An 18707-nucleotide genomic window follows, 5' to 3' on the forward strand; every position below is an offset into this window, starting at 1 on the left:
ACGCACGCGGACCGCTCCGGCGCGGGCGGTCGGCGGGGCTCATCCCTCGCACCCGCACGACGAGGAGTGGCTCGCGTCGACGCGGCACGCGACGGACGAGCCCTCGGTCGGGTGGCCGTCGCGCTTCCACCAGTCGAGACCGCCGATGAGCTCACGGACGCGGAACCCGGCGGTCGAGAGCTTGAGGGCCGCCTTGGTGGACGCGTTGCAGCCGATGCCGTCGCAGTACGCGACGTACAGCGGCTCGCGCGAGAGGTCGGCCAGCGAGTCGGCGGACATCGAGCGGTGCGGGATGCTGACGGCGCCGCGGATGTGCTCGGCCTCGTACGCGGCGGCGCTCCGCCCGTCGACGACGACCACGTCCTGGCCGTCCTCGAGGGCCTGCGCGAGGTCGAAGGAGTCCATCTCGTAGGCGAGCTTGGCGCTGTAGTGCGCCTGCTGGTCGCGCAGCTCGTCGGTCGTCGTGGCGGTGCTGGTGGTCACGGTGTCGTCTCCCTGGTGGAATCGTGCGGCGAGGGCGTAGAGGTCGGCGAGGGTGCTGGGCGTGACGAGCGAGTCGGAGTGCTCGAACATGTCGACCCCGGCGTCGTCGAGCAGGCTGACGATGACGCTGATGGTCAGGAGCGAGTCGAGCCCGAGCTCGCTCAGGGCGGTGCTCTCGGGGACGGCCGCGACGTCGACGGGGCGGCCGAGGGCCGCCTCGAGGTAGCCGGCGACCTTGTCCCTCACGGTGTCGTGCAGTGCGGTGGTCATGTCGTCCTCCCAGGTGTCGTGCCCCCGTCCCCCGCGGGGGTCCGGAGCGTGCGGGTGAGTCCGGTCGCGATCGACCGGACCGCGTCGCGAGCGGCCGGCAGCCGCGGCGCGTAGAGGCAGAAGTCGTGCGGCAGCGCGGGGAACACCTGGTGCTCGACGGCGACGCCGCGCGCGCGCAGCCCGTCGACCCACGCGTGCCCCTCGTCGCGCAGCACGTCGCACCCGGCGGTCACGACCAGCGGCGAGCCCAGCCGCGCGAGGTCGGCGTCGGTGAGGTGCATCGGGTCCAGGTCGCGCTCGGCGAGCGCCGGGCGCAGCAGTCCGCGGAACAGGCGCATCCGGTCGCGGTCGAGGAAGTACCCCTCGCCGAACTCGTCGTACGAGCCGCGCTCGCCGTGCAGGTCGAGCACGGGGTAGAGCAGCCCGACGCGCTCGAAGGCGCCCGGGCACACGCGCAGGGCCAGGTGGAGCCCCAGCAGCCCGCCGACGCTGTCGCCCAGCAGGAGCAGACGACGCGGCGCGAGCGCGTGGCAGCGCTCCCGCACGCGCCGCGCGAGGTCGTCCACCGACTCCCCGACCGCGTGCTCGGGGGCCTTCGCGTAGTCGAAGCACTCGACCGGCGCCCCGACCTCGTCCGCGAGGACCTGCAGGAACGGCGCGAAGACCGCGGTCGAGTAGTAGACCATCCCCCCGCCGTGCAGGTAGACCACCCGCACGTCGTCCCGGGCCCCGGCGGCGCCCGACGGCCGCACGACGAGCGAGCCGGCCGACGTGCGCTCGCCCCGCACCTCGGCGCCCGCCGGTCCCGCGCCGAACCGTGCGACCCACCGCTCGGCCACCCGCCGGTCCTCGACCAGCGGCCGGTCGGGGCGGACGGGGCCGACCATGAGCGCCCGCGCGACCGCGAGGCGGGCGAAGTCGGCGTCGAGCGCCGCCACGGCCCCCTCACGCACGGACCGCTCCGTCCGCCACGGGCGCTGCGTCCGCCGCGCCCAGCAGGAACCGGGTCCGGGCGGTCCCCGCGGCGGCGTCCGCGAGGCGTCGCACGAGGTCCTTCTCGTCGGTCTTGCCGGTCGACGCGACCGCGAGCGACGGCGACCAGCCCAGCAGCGTGGGGCGCATGTACGTGGGCAGCAGCTCGTCGAGGCGCGCCTCGACGACGTCGAGCACGTCCGGGTCGGGCGCCACGACGAGCAGCGCGATGACGTCGTGCCCGTCGCGCGGCACCACGGCGACGGCCGCGCGCTCGACCGCGGGGCAGCTGAGCGCGGTCTCGCGGATCTCGCCGAGGTGGATCCGGCGGCCGGCGAGCTTCACCTCGTCGTCGTCGCGGCCGCGGAACACGAGCTGGCCGTCGTCGTCGTAGCTGCACAGGTCGCCGGTCCGGTAGTAGCGGACGCCGTCGACCACGACCACGCGGCGCGCGGTCTCGTCGGGCTGGTCGACGTACCCGCGCATCACCTGGGGGCCGCCCACCCAGAGCTCCCCGACCTCGCCCGGGCCGACCGGTGCGCCCGCGTCGTCGACGAGCCGGACCTCGACGCCCCTGAGCGGCGCGCCGATCGGGTAGGAGCCCACCCGGTCGGGATCGACGTCGCGGACCTCGTAGGCGAGGCACACGATGGTCGCCTCGGTGGGCCCGTAGACGTTCAGCACGCGCGTGCCGGGCAGGCGCGTCTTCCACAAGTTGATGACCTTCGGGTCGCACACCTCCGCCCCCGTCATGACCATCTCGAGGTCCGGGAACGTCTCGCGCGTCACCTGGCGCCCGTCCTGCGTGATGATCGTGAGCAGGGTCGACACCGCGATGAGGTGCGTGATGCGCTGCCGGCGGATCGCGCCGCGCAGCATCGGACCGGCGGGCACGCCCCGGAACTGGTGGACGTACGCGCCGAGCGAGAGCGGCAGCAGCGTGTCCTCGACGGACACGTCGAAGTGGAACGGCGACAGGCTGAGCACGCGCGACGCCGGCGTGAACCGCAGCACCTCGTTGTGCGCCGCGAAGTACGCCGTGAGGTTCGCGACCGTGACGTCCACGCCCTTGGGCTCGCCGGTCGAGCCCGACGTGAAGATCACGTAGGCGCTGTCGTCGGGCCGGTGGGGCACCGTGCGCCAGGTGCGCGCGGGGCCGTCGAGCAGCGCGTCGAGCGCACGACGACCCGTCCACGGGACGTCGTCGACGAGGGCCGGACGGTCGTCGAGCGCGACGACGGCGCGTGCGGCGAGGCGCGCGAGCATCCGACGCAGCCGCTCGGGCGGTGCCGTGCCGTCCAGCGGCACGTAGACGGCGCCGCACTTCCACGCGGCGACGGCGACCACCGGCACGAGCGCGCTCTTCTCCGTCAGCACCACGACCCGGTCCCCCGCGCGCACACCTCCCGCCGCCCGGCGCCGCGCGAGCGTCTGGGCCCGCTCCTCGAACGCACCGAAGGTGAGGCTCACGGTGCCGTCGTCCACGGCCGTGCGGGTGGGCCAACGCGCCGCCGCCACCCGCACCAGGTCGCCGAGCGGCGGGGCCGTGCACGCGCGGTCGTCCGCGTCCACCGACCACGGGGCCAGCGGCTCCTGCAGCTCGCTCGTCGTCACCGTGCCTCACGCCCCTCGACCTCGTAGGTGAACCGCTGCTTGGCGCGCGACCGGGCGCCGAGGTGCTCGTAGAACCCGATGCCCGTGGCGTTGTCCACCGGCGTCTGCCACTCCAGCCACCCGCACCCCTGCTCGTGCGCGAACGCGACGAGCCGGTCGAAGAACATGCGCCCGAACCCGCGCCCGCGGTGCTCGGCCCGCAGGTACAGGCAGTCCAGGTACGCGAACCGCCGGGCGCTCCACGTGGCGAAGTCGGTCGTCGCCGTCATGAACCCGCACATCCGGTCCCCGTCGAGCGCGGCCCACGCGTGCAGCGCCGGCACGTCCGCGTCCAGCGCGGCCCGCCAGCGGTCCACCTGACCGTCCTCGCGGAACTCGGCCCGCTCGTACGCGGCGTGCTCGCGGCACAGCTCCAGCAGCTCGTCGAGCCGGTCCGTCGGCAGCGGCACGACCGCGAGCGCGCCGCTCACACCCACCCCTCGAACGTCGTCGCGAGGTAGTCGTCGAGCGTCTCGCGGTCCAGCCGGCCCCGCAGCATCACGGTCGTGACCCAGGCGTCCCGCTCGAACGCGACGACCTCGAGCTCCCACACGCACGCGACCAGCTGGCGCTGCTCGAGCGGCACGAGCGTCGTGCGGCCCTCGGCGTCCACCTCGACGCCCCGCACCCAGTGCTTGAGCATGTCGGCGTCGTACCACTGGCTGACCAGCAGGTAGTCCCGCTCCATGCCCGCGTGCAGGATGAGGAAGCCGGCCTCGTGGTCGCCCGGCCCCGCGGGGCCCTCGAGCACCGTGGCCGCCTGCTCCTCGAGCCACGCGGGGCTCGGCAGGCGGTCGCGCTCGGCGGGACGGGCGAACATCGCGTACGCCTTGAGCACGCGTCCGTGGACGCGCACCGGTGGGAGCGTCCGCACGAGGCGCGGCGCGTAGGCGAGCGGGTTCACCGCCGCCTCCGGGCGACGCGGTCGACGCGGTCGTGCGCGGCGGCCCTCACGGTGCGACCGCCTCGACCACGACGGACTCCATCTCGCGCAGCAGCGCCTCGACGCGCGTCTCGGGCACGAGCGCCGTGTCCGCCATGAGGTACAGCACGCACGCGCCGTCCGCGTCGTCGACGCCGACGAAGCACGTGGCGTCCTGCCGGTCCCACGAGCCGACGTGCCGCACGCGCGTGCCGTCGCGCAGCGCCCGGACCGCGTCCACGTCGGGGTACGCGTGGACGTCCACGCCCCAGTCCCGCCCGATCCGCATGTCGTTGAAGAAGCAGCCGAGGTCGAGGTCCGCGTCGCGCGCACGCTCCTGCGCGACGAGCTCGTCCCGCGCGCGCGGGTCGTACTGCGCGTGGCGGTACGCGTTGAGACCCGACGCGAAGGCGCGGCGCGCCGTCGTGGCGAACCCGCCCGGCGCGTCGGCCCCCGAGACGTCGATCGCGAACAGCGCGTTCTCGGCGAGCGGCGCCACGAGGCTGCGGCTGCGCTCGTCGAGGCGGTTGCTGGCGATCAGCTGGAGGACCACGCGGTCCTGCCCGACGAGCCGCCCGAGGACGACCGAGGCCGCCGCGAGCAGGACCGTGCCGGTGCTCACGGCGCAGCGGGTCGAGACGAGGGTCGCCGCGACGGCGAGCGCACGCGACTCGAGCGCGAGGCGGACGAAGCGCCCCGGCGCGGGTGCGGGGTCGGCCGGCGGGAACAACGGACGGGGCGCGGCCGCGAGGGTCCGGCGCCAGTACGCGAGCGCGGCCTCTCCGCGCGCGGCACCGGCCTCGCCGGCCTCGTGCGCGGCCTGGTCGAGGGGCTGCCAGGTCGGTGCGTCGGCGACCTCGCCGGCCAGGAGCCGCCGCAGGTCCTGCGCCACCAGGTCGGCGGCCCACCCGTCGACCGCGAGGTGGGAGGCCGCGACCACGACGTGCGTGGCACGCCCGTGGTCGCGCAGCACCCCCACGCTCAGGGGCAGCTCGACGTCGTGACAGAACGTGTGGCCGGCGAGCTCGGACGCGAACGCGCGGGCGGCGGCCGTGTCGGCCGCACCGTCCGCGTCGGCGACGTGCACCGTGAGCTCGCCCTGCGGGCGGACGTGCTGCGTCCAGCCCTCCGGCGTCTCGTGGAACAGGCTGCGGAGCCCTTCGTGCCGCACGAGCAGGCGCTGGACGGCGCCGAGGACCGTGCCCTCGTCGACCCCGGCGGGGACGTCGACCACCCGCACGAGGTTGAAGTACGAGGCGTCGTCACCGAGCCAGCGGATCGACGAGTAGATGGAGGCCTGGCCCCAGGTCATCGCACCCGTGCGCTCGCCGGCGCCCGTGAACGTGACGCTGCGGGTCGAGCGGCGCTCGGCCGTCGAGGTCAGCTCCATCGTCCACCGCCCGCGGCCTCGTGCGGCCGGGCGCCGGCGTCCGACGCGCCACCTCGGCGCGGGGCACGCGACGCGAACCCCGGGCACGACGAGCATTTCTCTTCTTCACGCACCATCACGCAATTCCCCCTGACACGGCGACCCCCTGTGTCGCAAAAATGACGCTAGCAGGAGCACGATCGCCGTTGTCAACAGTGCTGGCACTCTTCTTTGACACGATTGTTCGGGCGATAAAAATGGCGCGCCGAAGCCCGCCCTCACCGAAGGAAAAGGGCGGGCCCGAGCGTCGCGGGCGGCCGCGAGGCGCCGTCAGCGCGCGTACGCGCGCGCCTGGAGCCCCCACAGGTCCGCGTAGCGCCCGCCCGCGACCAGGAGCTGGCCGTGGGTGCCCTGCTCGACCACCCGACCGCCCTCGAGGACGACGATGTGGTCGGCGAGCTGCACGGTCGACAGCCGGTGCGTGACGAACACGGTGACGCCGCCGACGGTGGCCGCGACCTCGCGGGCCGTCTCCTGGTACGCGTCGACGAGCCGCTGCTCCGCGAGCGCGTCGAGCGCCGACCCGGGCTCGTCCAGGACCAGCAGGAGCGGGTCCGGACGCATGAGCGTCCGCGCGAACCCGACCGCCTGCCACTGCCCGCCGGACAGGTCACGCCCGTCCGCGTAGCCCGTGCCGAGCACGCCGTCGAGCCCGACCTGCTCCCCCAGGCCGTCGGCGCGCGCACGGTCGAGCGCGGCCCCGACCGCCTCGTGCGCGAACCCGGCCGGCAGGTGGCCGATGCCCACGCTCTCGCGCAGCCCGAGCTCGACGCGAGCGAAGTCCTGGTGCAACGCGGCGGTGCGCTCGCGCCAGGCGTCGGGCGCGACCTCCGCGAGGTCGGTGCCGCCCACGAGGATCCGCCCACCGGTGGGCGGGTAGAGGCCCGTCAGCAGCTTGAGCAGCGTGCTCTTGCCCGCACCGTTCTCGCCGACGACGGCGACGGAGGTACCTCCCGGCAGGTCGAGGTCGATGCCGCGCAGGGTGTCCTCGTCGGCACCCGGGTAGCGGAAGCGCAGCCCCTCGAGCCGCAGGCCGCGGTCGGTCGCGGCGGCGGGCGGCAGGCCCGCCGTGGGCAGGGCCTCCGCCGTCTGCTCGGCCTCCAGCGCCGCGAAGCGCCGCAGGCCCGCAGCGGCGCGGTGCACGGTGCCGAGCAGCTCGATGCCCGTCGCCATCTGGGTCGCGAGCTGCGTCGCGAGCACCACCGTCAGCACGACGTCGCCGGCGCTGGCACGCCCCTGCCGCACGAGCTCGAACGCCCACACGACGGCCCCCACGTAGGCGACGCCGAACGCGAGCTGTCCGAGCCCTCGTCGCAGCGCGTACCGCCGGTCCGCACGGGCCATGGCGGACCGGTAGCCGCCGAGCAGGTCCCGCTGCCGCCGCAGCAGGTAGTCGCCACCGCCCGAGAGCCGGATCTCCTTCTGCGACCCGGGGCTCGTGGCCAGTCGGCGCAGGTGCCGCACGCCGCGGGTGGTCGTCGACTGCGCCTCGCGGGTCTCCTGGAACTGCGTCTCCGCGCGCCGCCCCGCGACGACGGGCACCACGGCGGCGGCGATGAGCAGCAGGAACCACGGCGAGAGCGTCACGAGCACCGCGGCGGTCAGCAGCACCTGCACGGCCGTCGCACCGAGCTGCAGGCCCGACTGGACGGTCTCCCGCATCTGCAGCACGTCCTGCCGGAGCAGGTCGACGCGGTCGGCGTGCGCGGGGTCGTCGCTGCGGTCGAGGTGGGCGGATCCGTTGACGAGGCGCACGAGGTCGCGGTTGAGACGCTCCTCGGTGAGCTCCGCGAGCTCGAAGTAGTAGAGGTGCGCGAAGTGCGCGAGCATCAGCTCGCCCGCGAGCGCGACGGCGAGCGTGACACCCCACGCGGTGGCGCTGCGCGGGGCGCCCGCGTCGACGCCGTCGACCACGCCGCCGGCCGCGAGGCCGACGACGGGCGTCGCGACCGCGCCCAGCAGCAGCAGCGTCGCGCCCGTGGCGAAGCGGCGCCGGTCGAGCGCCCACGCGATCGCGAAGAGCCGACGCAGGCAGAACAGCACGTCCCTCACAGCGTGGCCCCCTTGAGGTCGGGGACGTGCGGGGCGCCGTCGTCGGCGAACCGCCGCGCCTGCACGTCGAACATCTGCGCGTACACGCCGCCCGCGGCGACCAGCTCGTCGTGCGTGCCGGCCTCGGTGATGCCGCCGCCGTCGAGGACGACGATGCGGTCCGCGTTGCGGACGGTCGAGAACCGGTGCGAGATGACCAGGCTGGTCACGCCGCGCGTGAGCTCGAGGAACGTGTCGTAGAACTCCGCCTCGCCCCGCGCGTCGAGCTGCGACGTGGGCTCGTCGAGGACGAGCACCGACGCCCCGTGGCGGACGGCGAACAGCGCCCGCGCGAGCGCGATGCGCTGCCACTGCCCGCCGGACAGCTCACGACCGCCCTCGACGGCGCGCGTCAGGGGCGAGTCGAGCCCCAGCGGCAGCTCGTCGAGCAGGCCCCCGAGCCCGACCTGCGCGAGCGCGGCGACGACGCCCTCGTCGTCGTCCCGGTGTGAGATCGCTCCCATCGCGACGTTGTCGCGGAGGTCGAGCTCGTAGCGCAGGAAGTCCTGGAACGTCACGGCGAAGTGCCGCTGCCAGCTGCGCGGCTCGAACGTCGCCAGGTCGACGCCGTCGACCGTGACCGACCCGCCGTCGGGCGCGTAGATCCCGGCGAGGACCTTGACGAGCGTGGACTTCCCGGCGCCGTTGACGCCGATGAGGGCCGTCGAGGTGCCGACGGGGAGGGTGAGGTCGACCCCGTCGAGCACGGGCCGGCCCGGCCGGTAGGAGAACGTGACGCCGGAGAACGTGACGTCGCGCGCGGGGGCGGGCGCCTCGACCCGGTCGGCGGTCGCGCCCGCCTGCTCGCGGATGGTCGCCTCGAGCTCCTGCAGAGCCGTGTACGCGGCCCTCCCGTAGACCAGCTTGATGTCCGACTCGGGGAACATGACGCCGAAGCGGGCGCACAGCACCACGGCCTGGACCGCGACGCTGACCGCCACGAGCCGCGACGCGCCGTCGGTGCCGCCGTCGACGACGAGGAGCAGCGCGACCGCCGAGCCCAGCAGGGCCGCGATCGCGTGCCCGACGAACGGCGCGCCGTACACGCGGCGGCGCCACGTCCACAGCGGCTCCAGCCAGCTCCGGGTCTCCGTCGCGAACCGGTCCTGCAACCAGCCGACGAGCCCCAGGGTGCGGATCTCCTTGGCCGCGCGCGTGCTGGTCGCGAGCTCGCGCACGTACGCGACGCGGCGACGGGCCGGCTGGAAGGACTCCCACAGCGCGCCCCAGCGGTGGAACGCCTCGGCCTGCCCCTGACGGGCGACGAGGGCCGCGACGGCGCCCGCGAGCGCCGCCCAGGGACCCGCCGCCCAGCCGAGCAGCACGACGGCACCACCGAGCTGCACGTAGCGCGCGGTGAGCGCGAGCCCGCCCTCGAGCGCGGTCCCAGGCGTCCAGGTCCACTGCTCGAAGGCCTCGTCGACCTGCGTGAGGCGGTCGGCCACGTCGGGCCGCTCGAGGCCGGCCAGCGTCGCCTCGTCGAGGGTGAAGCGCGTGAGGCGCTCGATGCACGCGGCGTCGACGCGGCGCGCGATCTCGCGCGACAGCACGAGCTGGAGCGGGGCCAGCACCTGCTGCAGCAGGAAGGCGGCGATGGCGACCCAGAGCGCGGGCGGCAGCGCGCCCGAGACGACCTGGGGCAGCGCGAGCGCGGTGCCGACGAGGAAGACCACGGGTGCGACGCCCGCCACGACGTGCACGGCGAGCGTGCCGGCCACGAGCCCGGCGCCGGCGTACGGCACGAGCTCGAGCATCTGACGTGCGGCCGCGCGGCGGCGGTGCACCCGCTCGCGCACCAGATCCGGCAGGCGCCCCGCTCCCCCATGCGTCACGATCGGTGATCCTGGCAGCGTCCACAGGGGCGGCGTCAACCATCTTTCGTCCTCGTCTCGAATGTCGAGCACCGGCGGAAAGACGACCACGGGCCGCGAGTCAAGGCCTGACTCACCCTCGGGCGGTCGTCGTTGACAACCGCGCGCCCCGACCCGTCGCCGTGCGCCGCGCACGACATTCCTGCTCAGGAGCCGATACGACCCTCCCGGCGCACGACGAGCAGCGGCCGCATTTCCTCGCCGCCGCGTCGGGAGTCGCCGCCCTGCGGAGAAAACGGACGCACGTCCAGCGCGCCGCCCGCGTTCCCGGACGACGCCACGCGTGCCGCGTCGTCCCGGTGGGCCCGGCGACCGGACGCCCGTGCCCCGGCGCCCGGCCGCACCGGCGTCAGAACGCCGCGGCCCCGAGGACGAGCACCGTGCCGCACGCGAGCGCGGCCCCGCCGAGCCGCAGCACGCGGAACCACGCCCGGCGGCGGGGCCGCCACCCGGGCACGCTCCCCCACCGCAGCACGGCACCGGCGGCGCCGACGGCCGCGAGCGCGACGGCCGCGACCCACAGCAGCACCGGCACCCCCGCCCAGCCGACGAACGTCCGCGACAGCACGAACAGCGTGAGCAGCCCGACGCTCTCGGCGACCGCACCCGTGCGGTCCTTCAGACGCAGGCGCTCGGGCCCCCAGGCCCGGGCGCCGTACAGCGCGGCGAACGCGACGAGCGCGAGGGCGACGGTCAGGGAGGTCGTGGCGGTCATCGGTCGTATCCGTTCTCGACGAGGCCCACGGCGACGTCGGGCAGCTGGGAGGCGGTGTTCGACAGCACGACGGCACCGCGGCCGCCCGCGCGGTCGAGGGCCAGGTAGGACGCGAAGCCGCCGGTCTGGCCGTTGTGGAGCGTGAGCGTCGGGGCGTCGTCCTGCTCGAGCACGAGCCACGCGTACGCGACGGCACCGAGCTCGCCCTCCAGGTGCGGGTCCATCGCCGCGGCGCCGGGGGCGGTGCCGTCGAGCAGCGCGCGCACGTACCGGGCCATGTCGCCGACCGTCGAGCGGATGCCGCCCGCGGGCGCGAACGCCGCGAGCGACCACGGCTGCTGCGCGACACCGGACGCGGACCACCCGCTGGTCGGGTCGTCGAGGTCGGCGTCCTCCAGCACGACCCGGGTGCGCGTCATGCCCAACGGGTCGAGCATCCGGTCCTGCAGCAGGTCGACGTACGTGGTGCCGGCGACGCGCGCGAGGGCGTGCCCCAGCAGCGACATGCCGAGGTTCGAGTACACGTAGCGCCCGGGCGAGACGAGCTCCTGCCGTCCGGCCATCGCCAGCAGCTCGTCGAGCGACGCCTCGTAGGGGTCGCGGTTGGTCGTGACGGCGACGTACAGCGACGGCAGCATCTCGACGGGCGCACCGGGCAGGCCCGACGTGTGGTTCGACAGCGTCTCGAGGGTCACGCCCCCGGCGGGCGTGCCGGCCAGCTCGGTCAGGACGCCGCCGAGGGTCTGGTCGGGCGTCACCTCGCCGCGCTCGACCGCGACCTGCAGGAGGTTGCCCGTGAACGTCTTGGTGAGCGAGCCGATCTCGAACTCGGTGGTGTCGTCCGCGCCGAAGCCGGTCGTGACGGTGCCGTCGGGGCCGTCCGCGAGGTCGACGTAGGCGAGGGCGACGCGGTCGAGGGCGCCCTGGTCGCGGGCCGTCCGCTCGACCGCGCGCGCCAGTGCGGCGTCGCCGCTCGTGTGCGGCTGCAGGTGCGGGGACGGCGGGAGGGTCGTGAGGCCGACGGTCAGCACGGCGGCCGCCGTCACCGCCGCGACCACCCGCGGGAGCGTCGTGTTCCTGGTCATGCACCCATCCCAGCGGCGGGCGCGCGGCGCCAGAAGTGCCGTGATGTCACCGGCGACCGTGACATCTGTCCCGGTTGCTACGCTCCGCGACGTGAGCCGACCTCGGCCGCCGGGGGCACCGGTGACGCCCGACCTGCGGGCCGTGCGCGGTCTGACGGCCGCGTCGTTGGGCGTCGCCGTCGTGGTCGCGGGGCTCATGCCGCTGCTGCTCGCGGTCGACGCCCCGGTGGACGCCCGCTCGATCACCCTGGTGGTCACGACGGTGCTGTGCCTCGTGCTGGCGTTCGCGGCGATCGGCGGGACGGTCGAGGTCGCGGCGGGCGACGCGCCGTCGCGCACGCTCGTGACGACCGTGGTGCTCACGGTCGTGCTGGCCTGCGCGACGTGGGGCGTCGCGCTCGTCCCGCCGTTCGCGGGGTGGGGGTGGGCGTTCCTCGTCGCGTACGCGGGCGGTGCGGCGGCGTGCGTCGTGCACGGGCGACGTCGGCTCGCCGTGCTGATCGGCACGTGCGTGGTGATCGGTCTCGGCGGGGTGCTGTCGGAGGCCGCGTCGCGGGACGCCCCGGCGGCGGGGCAGGTCGACGGCGCGCTGGGGACCGCGATCGTCGTCAGCGTCGTCGCGCTGTTCGTCGTGATGCCGCTGAGCATCGTGTGGGTCCTGCAGGTCGTCGTCCGGCTCGACGACGCGCGACGCCTCGCCGACGAGCTCGCGGTGGCCCGCGAGCGCCTGCGGTTCGCGACCGACCTGCACGACGTGCAGGGGCACCACCTGCACGTCATCGCGCTCAAGAGCGAGCTGGCCGAGCGGCTGCTCCCCGACCGCCCGGCCGACGCCGCGCGCGAGCTCGCCGACATCCGGGAGGCGGCGCGCACCGCCATCGAGGACACCCGCGCGGTCGTGCACGGGTACCGGACCGTCACCGTCGACGCCGAGGTGCGCAACGCGGCGGCGGTGCTCGGCTCGGCGGGCATCCGCTGCGCGACGCACGTCGACGCACCCGGCCTGCCCGCGGACGTCGGCGGCGTGCTGGCCGTGGCCGTCCGCGAGGCCGCGACCAACGTGCTGCGGCACAGCGCGGCGCACGAGGCCACGATCGTGCTCGTGCAGGACCAGGGCGGCGGGTACCGCCTGACCGTGACCAACGACCGCCCGGACCCCGCGGGCGAGCCCGGCACGGGGCTCGTGGGGCTGCGGGAACGGCTCGCGACGCAGCGCGGCACGGTCGAGACGCACCGCGACGACGACGCGTTCACGCTCGTGGTGACGGTGCCGCCGCGGCCCGTCGGCCGGCCGGCGCGACGCACGGCGGGTGCGTCGTGATCCGCGTCCTGCTCGCCGACGACGAGGAGCTGCTGCGCGGCGCCCTCACGGCGCTGCTGGGGCTCGAGCCGGACATCGAGGTCGTCGCCGACGTCGCCGACGGCGAGGCCGCGCTCGCCGAGGTCGTGGCCCTGGCGCCGGACGTCGCGCTGCTCGACCTCGAGATGCCCGGGCTCGACGGCATCGAGGTCGCGGACCGGCTGCGGCGGCGCGTGGCCACGCCCGTCGTGATCGTGACGCGGCACGCGCGGCCCGGTGCGCTCAGGCGGGCCCTGGCCGCCGGGGTGCGCGGGTTCGTGCCCAAGTCGACGCCGGCCGCGGAGCTCGCGCGCATCATCCGGCTCGTGGCCGCCGGCCAGCGGTACGTCGACGCGCAGCTCGCGGCCGCGGCGCTCACCGAGGCGGAGAGCCCGCTGACGCCTCGCGAGGTCGACGTGCTGCGGCTGATCCGCGCGGGCCTGCCGTCCAAGAAGATCGCGCGCGAGCTGGGACTCGCGCCCGGCACCGTGCGCAACCACACGTCGTCCGCGATCGCGAAGCTGCACGCGGACTCGGGGCACACCGCGGCGGCCGTCGCGTGGGACCGGGGCTGGATCTGACCCGAGGCCCGAGGCCCGACGCCGCGGCGGCCCGCAGGGCCGGGGTGGGACGATCGCGTCATGGCACGCGCAGGCACGCAGGACGTCACCGGGCAGACCCTCGACGGCGGCAACGTCAACGCGGTCGTGCGGGTCGGTGACACCGTCCGACGCTCGGCCGGACCGTGGACGCCGACCGTGCACGCGCTGCTCGCGTGGGTGCGGGCGCACGGCGTCACGTGCGTCCCCGCGCCGCTCGGCGTGGACGACGCGGGCCGCGAGGTCCTGGGCTGGGTGCCCGGCGACGTCGTCGGGTGGCCCGCACCGGCGTGGCTGTGGGACGCCCGCACCCGCGCGCAGGCGGGCGCGACGCTGCGCGCCGTGCACGACGCGACGGTCGGGTTCGACCTCGCGGGCGCCGTCTGGCGCTCCCCCGCGCACACCCCCGCCGAGGTGGTGTGCCTCAACGACGTCGCGCCGTACAACATGGTGTTCGACGGCACCGAGTTGATCGGCCTGATCGACGTCGACATGGCCTCCCCCGGCCCGCGCGCGTGGGACCTCGCGTACCTCGCGTACCGGCTGTGCGGCTGGTGCGAGGACACCCCCGCGCCCGACGACGCCACGCCCGCCGAGCGCCTCACGGACCTGCTCGCCGCCTACGGCACGGACGCCGCCCCGACGGTCGACGCCGTGCTGGGGACGATGGTGGTGCGGCTGCACGACCTCGCGGACTGGACGGACGCGCACGCGCGCGCCACCGGGCGCCCGCAGCTGCTGGAGCACGCCGCGATGTACCGGCGCGACGCGGAGCGGGTGGCGGCGGGTCGCGCGTGACGTGCGACCGGGCGCGGGTGTCGACGGGCGGGGCCAGGTGAGCGAGGCCTGGCAGGTCGCGCTCGGCGTGCTGGCCGGTCTGCTGGTCGCGTGGCTCGCGCTGGTCGTGGCGCTGCTCGTCGGCCGGCCCGGCGGTCGCACGCTCACCGAGGCGCTGCGGCTCCTGCCCGACCTGCTGCGGCTCGTCGCGCGCCTGGCCCGGGACAGGACGCTGCCGCGGTCCCTCCGTGTCCGCCTGGGCCTGCTCGTCGCCTACCTGGCGTTCCCGCTCGACCTCATCCCCGACGTCGTGCCCGTCCTGGGCTACGCCGACGACGTCATCGTCGTCGTGTGGGTCCTGCGCAGCGTGCTGCGCGTGGCCGGCGAGGGCCCGATCCGCGCCCACTGGCCGGGGACGTCCGAGGGCTGCGAGGCGGTGCTCAGGATCGCCCGGTCACGTCGGCGTGGCGACGGGGCGAGCGCGCCGGCCGGCTCGGGCCCCTGACCTCGGAGCCGAGCTGCGCGGCGGTGGCCCCTGGGGACCACCGCCGCGTGCCGGACGTGGGTCGGACTACTGCACCGCCACGAAGGTGTCGTTCGACGCGATGTCGGGCGAGACGGCGAGGACACCGGACTGCCACTCGGCGGGCACCTCGAGCAGCTGGTCCCCCGTCACGGTCCCGCCCCCGTACACCGTCGAGAGCGAGTCGAACGGGTTCTCGGAGATGAACACCGTGGATCCGTCGAGGCCGTCGATCGTCGTGCCGTCCGCCGTGACGAGCTTGACGGTCGCCCAGGACGTGGCGCCCTGGGGGTCGTCACCGTTGTACGTGGCCGTCAGGTTGACCGCGATCAGCGCCGAGCCCGGGGCGGCCGTCTGCCCCAGGGAGTCGGCCTCGACCGGGGTCACCGAGCTGATCGTCACCGTCCAGTCACCACCCGTGACGGCCGAGCCGAGCGGGGCGGGGTTGTCGCGGGACGTCCCGAGCTCGGCGGGCGCAGCCTCGTCCGCGTCGTCGTCGGCGGCGGGGGCGGTGTCGTCCGTCGTCGCCGCAGGAGTCTCGACGGTGGTGCCGGTCGCCTCGTTCAGCGCGTCGTCGACCGCACTGACGAACGCGACGTTGACGACGATCCCGACGACCACGGCGAGCGCCCCGAGCACGAGGCCGGCGATGGCGAGACCCTTCCCCGAGCCCGTCGTCCTGCTCTTCACCAGCCCCACGACCGCCAGGACCGCTCCCACGACGCCCAGGACGATGCCGCCGATGTTGATCACCGGGATGAAGGACCCGAGGAAGCCGAGCAGCGCGACCACGAAGCCGGCGGTCGCGAGGCCGTTCCCTGCCTTGGGGGCGACCGGCTGCGGGCTCGGCGGCGGCGGAGGCGGTGCGTAGGTGTCGGACATGAGGGCTCCCCTGTGCATGCTGGTGTCTGGTGGCCGGAGAGCTCGCTCCCCGAGTGAAGCGGTCGTCGCCCGAGCGGGCGCGACGCCGTCCACCCCGCTGGATCGGACACGCCCGCGCCGGGCTTGAGGGGTCCGAGGTCCCGGGATCGCCCGGGAGGACGGCACACGCCCGGCCGGACCGCCGTCAGCGGGAGCGACGCACGACGAGGGCGACGAGCTCCGGGCTGCAGCCCAGCGCGTCCGCGATCGCGGAGTAGCTCCACCGCGCGGGGTCGTCGGCGCGGAGCTGGAGCACGAGGCGGTCGCGCTCCTGGCGGTACCGCGCGGCGACCTCGTCCGCCTCGGCGGCCTTGCGGTGGAGCTCGCGGGCGCGGGCGGCCCGGGGGTCCGAGGTGCCCCGACGGGGCGTCTGCCGGGGTGCCTCCGCCGGTGCGGGTGCTGGTCGTGCTCCTGGGGACGAGTCGGGTGCCGACCGTGCGCCCGCGGACCGCGCCGGCGCCGGTCGGGCCGGGACGGACCGCGGGGCGGCCCCGTGATCGGGACCGCCCCCGGCCGGCACGTCGGGCCCGCGTGAGCCCCTAGAGGCCACGCGCGAACTCCGTGATCAGCGAGGGCACCGCGCCGTCGAAGCCGACGACGTCCAGCATCCCCGCGTCGGACGGGTCGGCGATCGAGAAGCCCGTCGCCGTCATGCCGACGACCACGAGCCGCGCGTCGATCCCCGACCGCCGCCGGTACTCGGCGAGCGCCTGGTGCGGGTGCACGTCGCCGGCCCAGGTCTCGTTGTCCGTGTAGACCACGAACGTGTCGACCTCGGCGCCCTGCTCGGTCGCCCACACCATCGGCAGCGCGCAGTCCGTGCCGGAGAACGGCATCGCGTCGACCACGCGCAGGGCGTCGTCGAGCCGCTGCCGCGGCGAGATCGCGAGCGGCCGCAGCGCGCTGCCGTGCCACCCGCCGCCCTGGCCCGTCGTGAAGCCGACGGCGGTGGCCGCCGGCTCGGTCGCGAGCTGCACCAGGGCCAGCGCGGCCGACGCCTCGCGTGCCGTGATCGGCATGCCCGAGATCGTGTCGCCCATCGAGCCCGAGACGTCGACCGCGAGCAGCGTGCGCTTCCCGGAGGGCTCGACGGCACCGAACGCCGCGGAGAACGCGGCGTCGAGGGCGTCCGTCACCTTCCGGGTCGGCGTCCACTCGCCCGCACCACGGGCCGACCGACCGGAGGCATACGTCCGCTGCGCCACGAGCACGCTGACCGGGTGGACGCGCGCCGACCGCAGCCGGTCGGGGTCGACCAGCTGGGCGACGACCTCGTCGGTCCGGCCGCCGAGGTCCGGGAGCACGCCGAGCCGCGTGAGCCGGGGCAGCTGACGCATCAGCGCCGTCTGCGGCACGCCGACGTCGAGCAGCGCGTCCCAGACCGCGACCTCGCCCAGCGCCGCGTCGGGGAGCATCTCCCACGACAGCCGGTGCCGCCGGACCAGGTCGACCCACGTCGCGGTGTCCGTGGCGGCCTGCGCCGCCACGAAGCCCTCCACGAGCGTGGGCGTCGCGTCACCGACCGCACCACGGACGATCCAGTCGAACGTCGCCCGCAGCTCCGGCGAGGCCGTCGTCGGGTGCGCCAGGCGCAGCAGGTCACGGTGCGACCAGCCCTCACGCTGGCGGTACTTGACCGCCTGGTACGCGAGCGCGTCGGCGTCCTTGGACGTGTACCAGCCAGCGACCGCGCGGCGCAGACCCCTACCCCAGCCGCGGAACTGCTCGACGTAGCCCGCGAACAGGAACAGGTGCGTCCCGGTCCGGGCCACGGCCGGCAGCGCCGCGAGCGCGAGCGGTGCCGACTCCGGCACCGACGCGGCGTACGCCAGGGCGAACAGCGCGGGGTTCTGGCGCGGGGCGGCGCCACGCACGGACACGTCGACGATGGTGCTGACCAGCGTCTCGGGGTCCTCGTGGGCCATCCGCCCGACGACCTCGGCGTTCTCCCGCGCCAGCTCGCGCGGTGCGGCGTAGTAGGTGCCGCCGTCCACGCCGAGGGTCAGGAAGCGCCGCAGCCGGGCGACGTCGTCGAGCACGAACGCGTAGCCACCGGCGGCGTTCTGCTCCTGGCGGGTGTCGGCGCGCTCGCTCTGCGGCGTGCGCTGCAGCCCGAGCGTGCGCAGCACGTCCATCGGTCATGTCCTCTCGGTCGGTCGCCGAGGCGGTGGCGGGCGTGTCGTGCGCACCGGGTGGATCCCCGGCGAACCGGGGTGCCCCCCTCACGAGGGCGTCCACGGGGAGAGAGAGAACCGATGCGCTCCGGCCCGCCACCGCCCCGACGTGGGTGGAGCGGGCGTGCGGTCGTGGCTCCGGTACGGCGGCTGACGCCGCCGGGCAGCACCCCGAGGGGTCGGGACTCGAACCCGCACTGCCATCACCAGGTAACCGAAGACACCTCGGCCCGCTCCGGGGAGGCTCGGGTGGGCGTGTGATGACGCCGGAGTCCTGCTCTACCGTCTGAGCTACGTCATCAGAGATGACGGCGGGACTCGAACCCGCGACCTGGCCATCCACAGTGGTAACCGACGGTCGCCGGCCCACCCGAGTCTTTCCGTGTGCTGTTGTCGTCGAGGACTGTAGGGGTCTACACACCGGGACCAGAAGGGATTATTCGGGGGCGCCACCCGGCCGGGTGACCGTGCCACGGCGCACCGAGCCCAGGCCGACGTGGGATGGCCGACGGCGCGCCGCCGCCCCGTCGGGGACGGCACGCCGTTCGCTGCTTGGGCCGACGCACCAGGGCGTGTCCACCGACGTCGCTGTCGAGATGCGGGACAGATTCAACGGCTGCAGGCGGGCTACTTTGACCGACCGGCCCGCTGGGCATGGTGTCGTTCAATCCTCGATTACGCCGTCAGGCGTGTGGTTTGGCCGTCGCAGCTGCCGTCTTCGCAGTGCTCGTCCTCGTAGTGTGCGGCGTCTCCCCGCGGACCAGCTGGGACAAGGGAGTGCAGCATGCGTCCTGATCGCGGCGAGGACGATCCCGGCTATGGAGTGCTCCGACTCAGCCCGGTGACGTCCCCGGTGGTGGTGTAGTTCCTCGGACCTGAGCGT

Annotated in this window: 16 protein-coding genes; 4 read left to right on the forward strand and 12 right to left on the reverse strand. The window is 75.1% G+C overall.

Going from position 1 to position 18707, the window contains the following annotated elements; translation table 11 throughout:
• Window positions 1–39: 39 nt before the first annotated feature.
• From GY42_RS18765 to GY42_RS19145, 10 genes are all read right to left on the reverse strand, one after another.
• Window positions 40–753, reverse strand: coding sequence for a rhodanese-like domain-containing protein (locus tag GY42_RS18765; protein ID WP_082131538.1), 714 nt, complete (start codon window positions 751–753; stop codon window positions 40–42).
• Entirely contained in the window at window positions 750–1706 is a 957-nt protein-coding gene (locus tag GY42_RS12905; RefSeq protein ID WP_201775277.1) for an alpha/beta hydrolase fold domain-containing protein, read from the reverse strand. Before GY42_RS12905 ends, GY42_RS18765 begins: the two co-directional genes overlap by 4 nt.
• Window positions 1699–3339 carry an amino acid adenylation domain-containing protein gene (locus tag GY42_RS12910; protein WP_046529640.1) on the reverse strand — a complete coding sequence of 547 codons (1641 nt, stop codon included), beginning with the start codon at window positions 3337–3339 and terminating at the stop codon, window positions 1699–1701. Before GY42_RS12910 ends, GY42_RS12905 begins: the two co-directional genes overlap by 8 nt.
• The gene (locus GY42_RS12915) at window positions 3336–3809 is read right to left on the reverse strand and encodes a GNAT family N-acetyltransferase (protein WP_046529641.1); all 474 of its coding nucleotides are present in this window, start codon (window positions 3807–3809) and stop codon (window positions 3336–3338) included. Before GY42_RS12915 ends, GY42_RS12910 begins: the two co-directional genes overlap by 4 nt.
• Window positions 3806–4282 carry a hypothetical protein gene (locus tag GY42_RS12920; protein ID WP_046529642.1) on the reverse strand — a complete coding sequence of 159 codons (477 nt, stop codon included), beginning with the start codon at window positions 4280–4282 and terminating at the stop codon, window positions 3806–3808. The genes GY42_RS12915 and GY42_RS12920 overlap by 4 nt, the downstream gene beginning before the upstream one ends.
• Window positions 4283–4328: 46 nt before the next feature.
• Window positions 4329–5690, reverse strand: a complete 1362-nt coding sequence (locus GY42_RS12925) for a condensation domain-containing protein (RefSeq protein WP_046529643.1) — start codon at window positions 5688–5690, stop codon at window positions 4329–4331.
• A 309-nt stretch (window positions 5691–5999) separates the two neighbouring features.
• Entirely contained in the window at window positions 6000–7781 is a 1782-nt protein-coding gene (locus GY42_RS12930) for an ABC transporter ATP-binding protein (protein ID WP_046529644.1), read from the reverse strand.
• Window positions 7778–9652 (reverse strand): ABC transporter ATP-binding protein, encoded by a 1875-nt coding sequence (locus GY42_RS12935; RefSeq protein ID WP_152667320.1) that lies wholly within the window; start codon window positions 9650–9652, stop codon window positions 7778–7780. Before GY42_RS12935 ends, GY42_RS12930 begins: the two co-directional genes overlap by 4 nt.
• A gap of 388 nt (window positions 9653–10040) precedes the next feature.
• The gene (locus GY42_RS12940) at window positions 10041–10406 is read right to left on the reverse strand and encodes a hypothetical protein (RefSeq protein WP_046529645.1); all 366 of its coding nucleotides are present in this window, start codon (window positions 10404–10406) and stop codon (window positions 10041–10043) included.
• A complete protein-coding gene (locus tag GY42_RS19145; RefSeq protein ID WP_046529646.1) occupies window positions 10403–11491 on the reverse strand; it encodes a serine hydrolase domain-containing protein in 1089 nt (362 codons plus the stop codon). The genes GY42_RS12940 and GY42_RS19145 overlap by 4 nt, the downstream gene beginning before the upstream one ends.
• Before the next feature lie 91 nt (window positions 11492–11582).
• Here GY42_RS19145 and GY42_RS12950 point away from each other — a divergent pair, with 91 nt between their 5' ends.
• The 4 genes from GY42_RS12950 to GY42_RS12965 are packed head-to-tail and all read left to right on the forward strand — an operon-like array spanning window position 11583 to window position 14711.
• Window positions 11583–12812 (forward strand): sensor histidine kinase, encoded by a 1230-nt coding sequence (locus GY42_RS12950; RefSeq protein WP_160309419.1) that lies wholly within the window; start codon window positions 11583–11585, stop codon window positions 12810–12812.
• On the forward strand, window positions 12809–13411 hold the full coding sequence (locus tag GY42_RS12955) for a response regulator transcription factor (protein WP_046529647.1): 603 nt from the start codon (window positions 12809–12811) through the stop codon (window positions 13409–13411). The genes GY42_RS12950 and GY42_RS12955 overlap by 4 nt, the downstream gene beginning before the upstream one ends.
• Window positions 13412–13471: 60 nt before the next feature.
• Window positions 13472–14227, forward strand: coding sequence for a phosphotransferase (locus GY42_RS12960; RefSeq protein WP_046529648.1), 756 nt, complete (start codon window positions 13472–13474; stop codon window positions 14225–14227).
• A 37-nt stretch (window positions 14228–14264) separates the two neighbouring features.
• Complete coding sequence (locus tag GY42_RS12965) at window positions 14265–14711, forward strand: YkvA family protein (RefSeq protein ID WP_046530959.1); 447 nt, start codon at window positions 14265–14267, stop codon at window positions 14709–14711.
• 66 nt (window positions 14712–14777) lie between these two features.
• Here GY42_RS12965 and GY42_RS12970 read toward each other — a convergent pair whose 3' ends face one another.
• Window positions 14778–15611 carry a hypothetical protein gene (locus GY42_RS12970; protein ID WP_052748385.1) on the reverse strand — a complete coding sequence of 278 codons (834 nt, stop codon included), beginning with the start codon at window positions 15609–15611 and terminating at the stop codon, window positions 14778–14780.
• Window positions 15612–16189: 578 nt separating this feature from the next.
• On the reverse strand, window positions 16190–17785 hold the full coding sequence (locus GY42_RS12980; protein WP_046529649.1) for a TROVE domain-containing protein: 1596 nt from the start codon (window positions 17783–17785) through the stop codon (window positions 16190–16192).
• Window positions 17786–18707 lie beyond the last annotated feature (922 nt).

The organism is Cellulomonas sp. FA1, from assembly GCF_000986825.1.
GTDB lineage: Bacteria > Actinomycetota > Actinomycetes > Actinomycetales > Cellulomonadaceae > Cellulomonas > Cellulomonas iranensis.

Coding starts and splice junctions, on each gene's coding strand:
- GY42_RS18765 (WP_082131538.1), bottom strand. CDS start 753: ATGACCACCGCACTGCACGACACCGTGAGGGACAAGGTCGCCGGCTAC.
- GY42_RS12925 (WP_046529643.1), bottom strand. CDS start 5,690: ATGGAGCTGACCTCGACGGCCGAGCGCCGCTCGACCCGCAGCGTCACG.
- GY42_RS12940 (WP_046529645.1), bottom strand. CDS start 10,406: ATGACCGCCACGACCTCCCTGACCGTCGCCCTCGCGCTCGTCGCGTTC.
- GY42_RS19145 (WP_046529646.1), bottom strand. CDS start 11,491: ATGACCAGGAACACGACGCTCCCGCGGGTGGTCGCGGCGGTGACGGCG.
- GY42_RS12960 (WP_046529648.1), top strand. CDS start 13,472: ATGGCACGCGCAGGCACGCAGGACGTCACCGGGCAGACCCTCGACGGC.
- GY42_RS12970 (WP_052748385.1), bottom strand. CDS start 15,611: ATGTCCGACACCTACGCACCGCCTCCGCCGCCGCCGAGCCCGCAGCCG.
- GY42_RS12980 (WP_046529649.1), bottom strand. CDS start 17,785: ATGGACGTGCTGCGCACGCTCGGGCTGCAGCGCACGCCGCAGAGCGAG.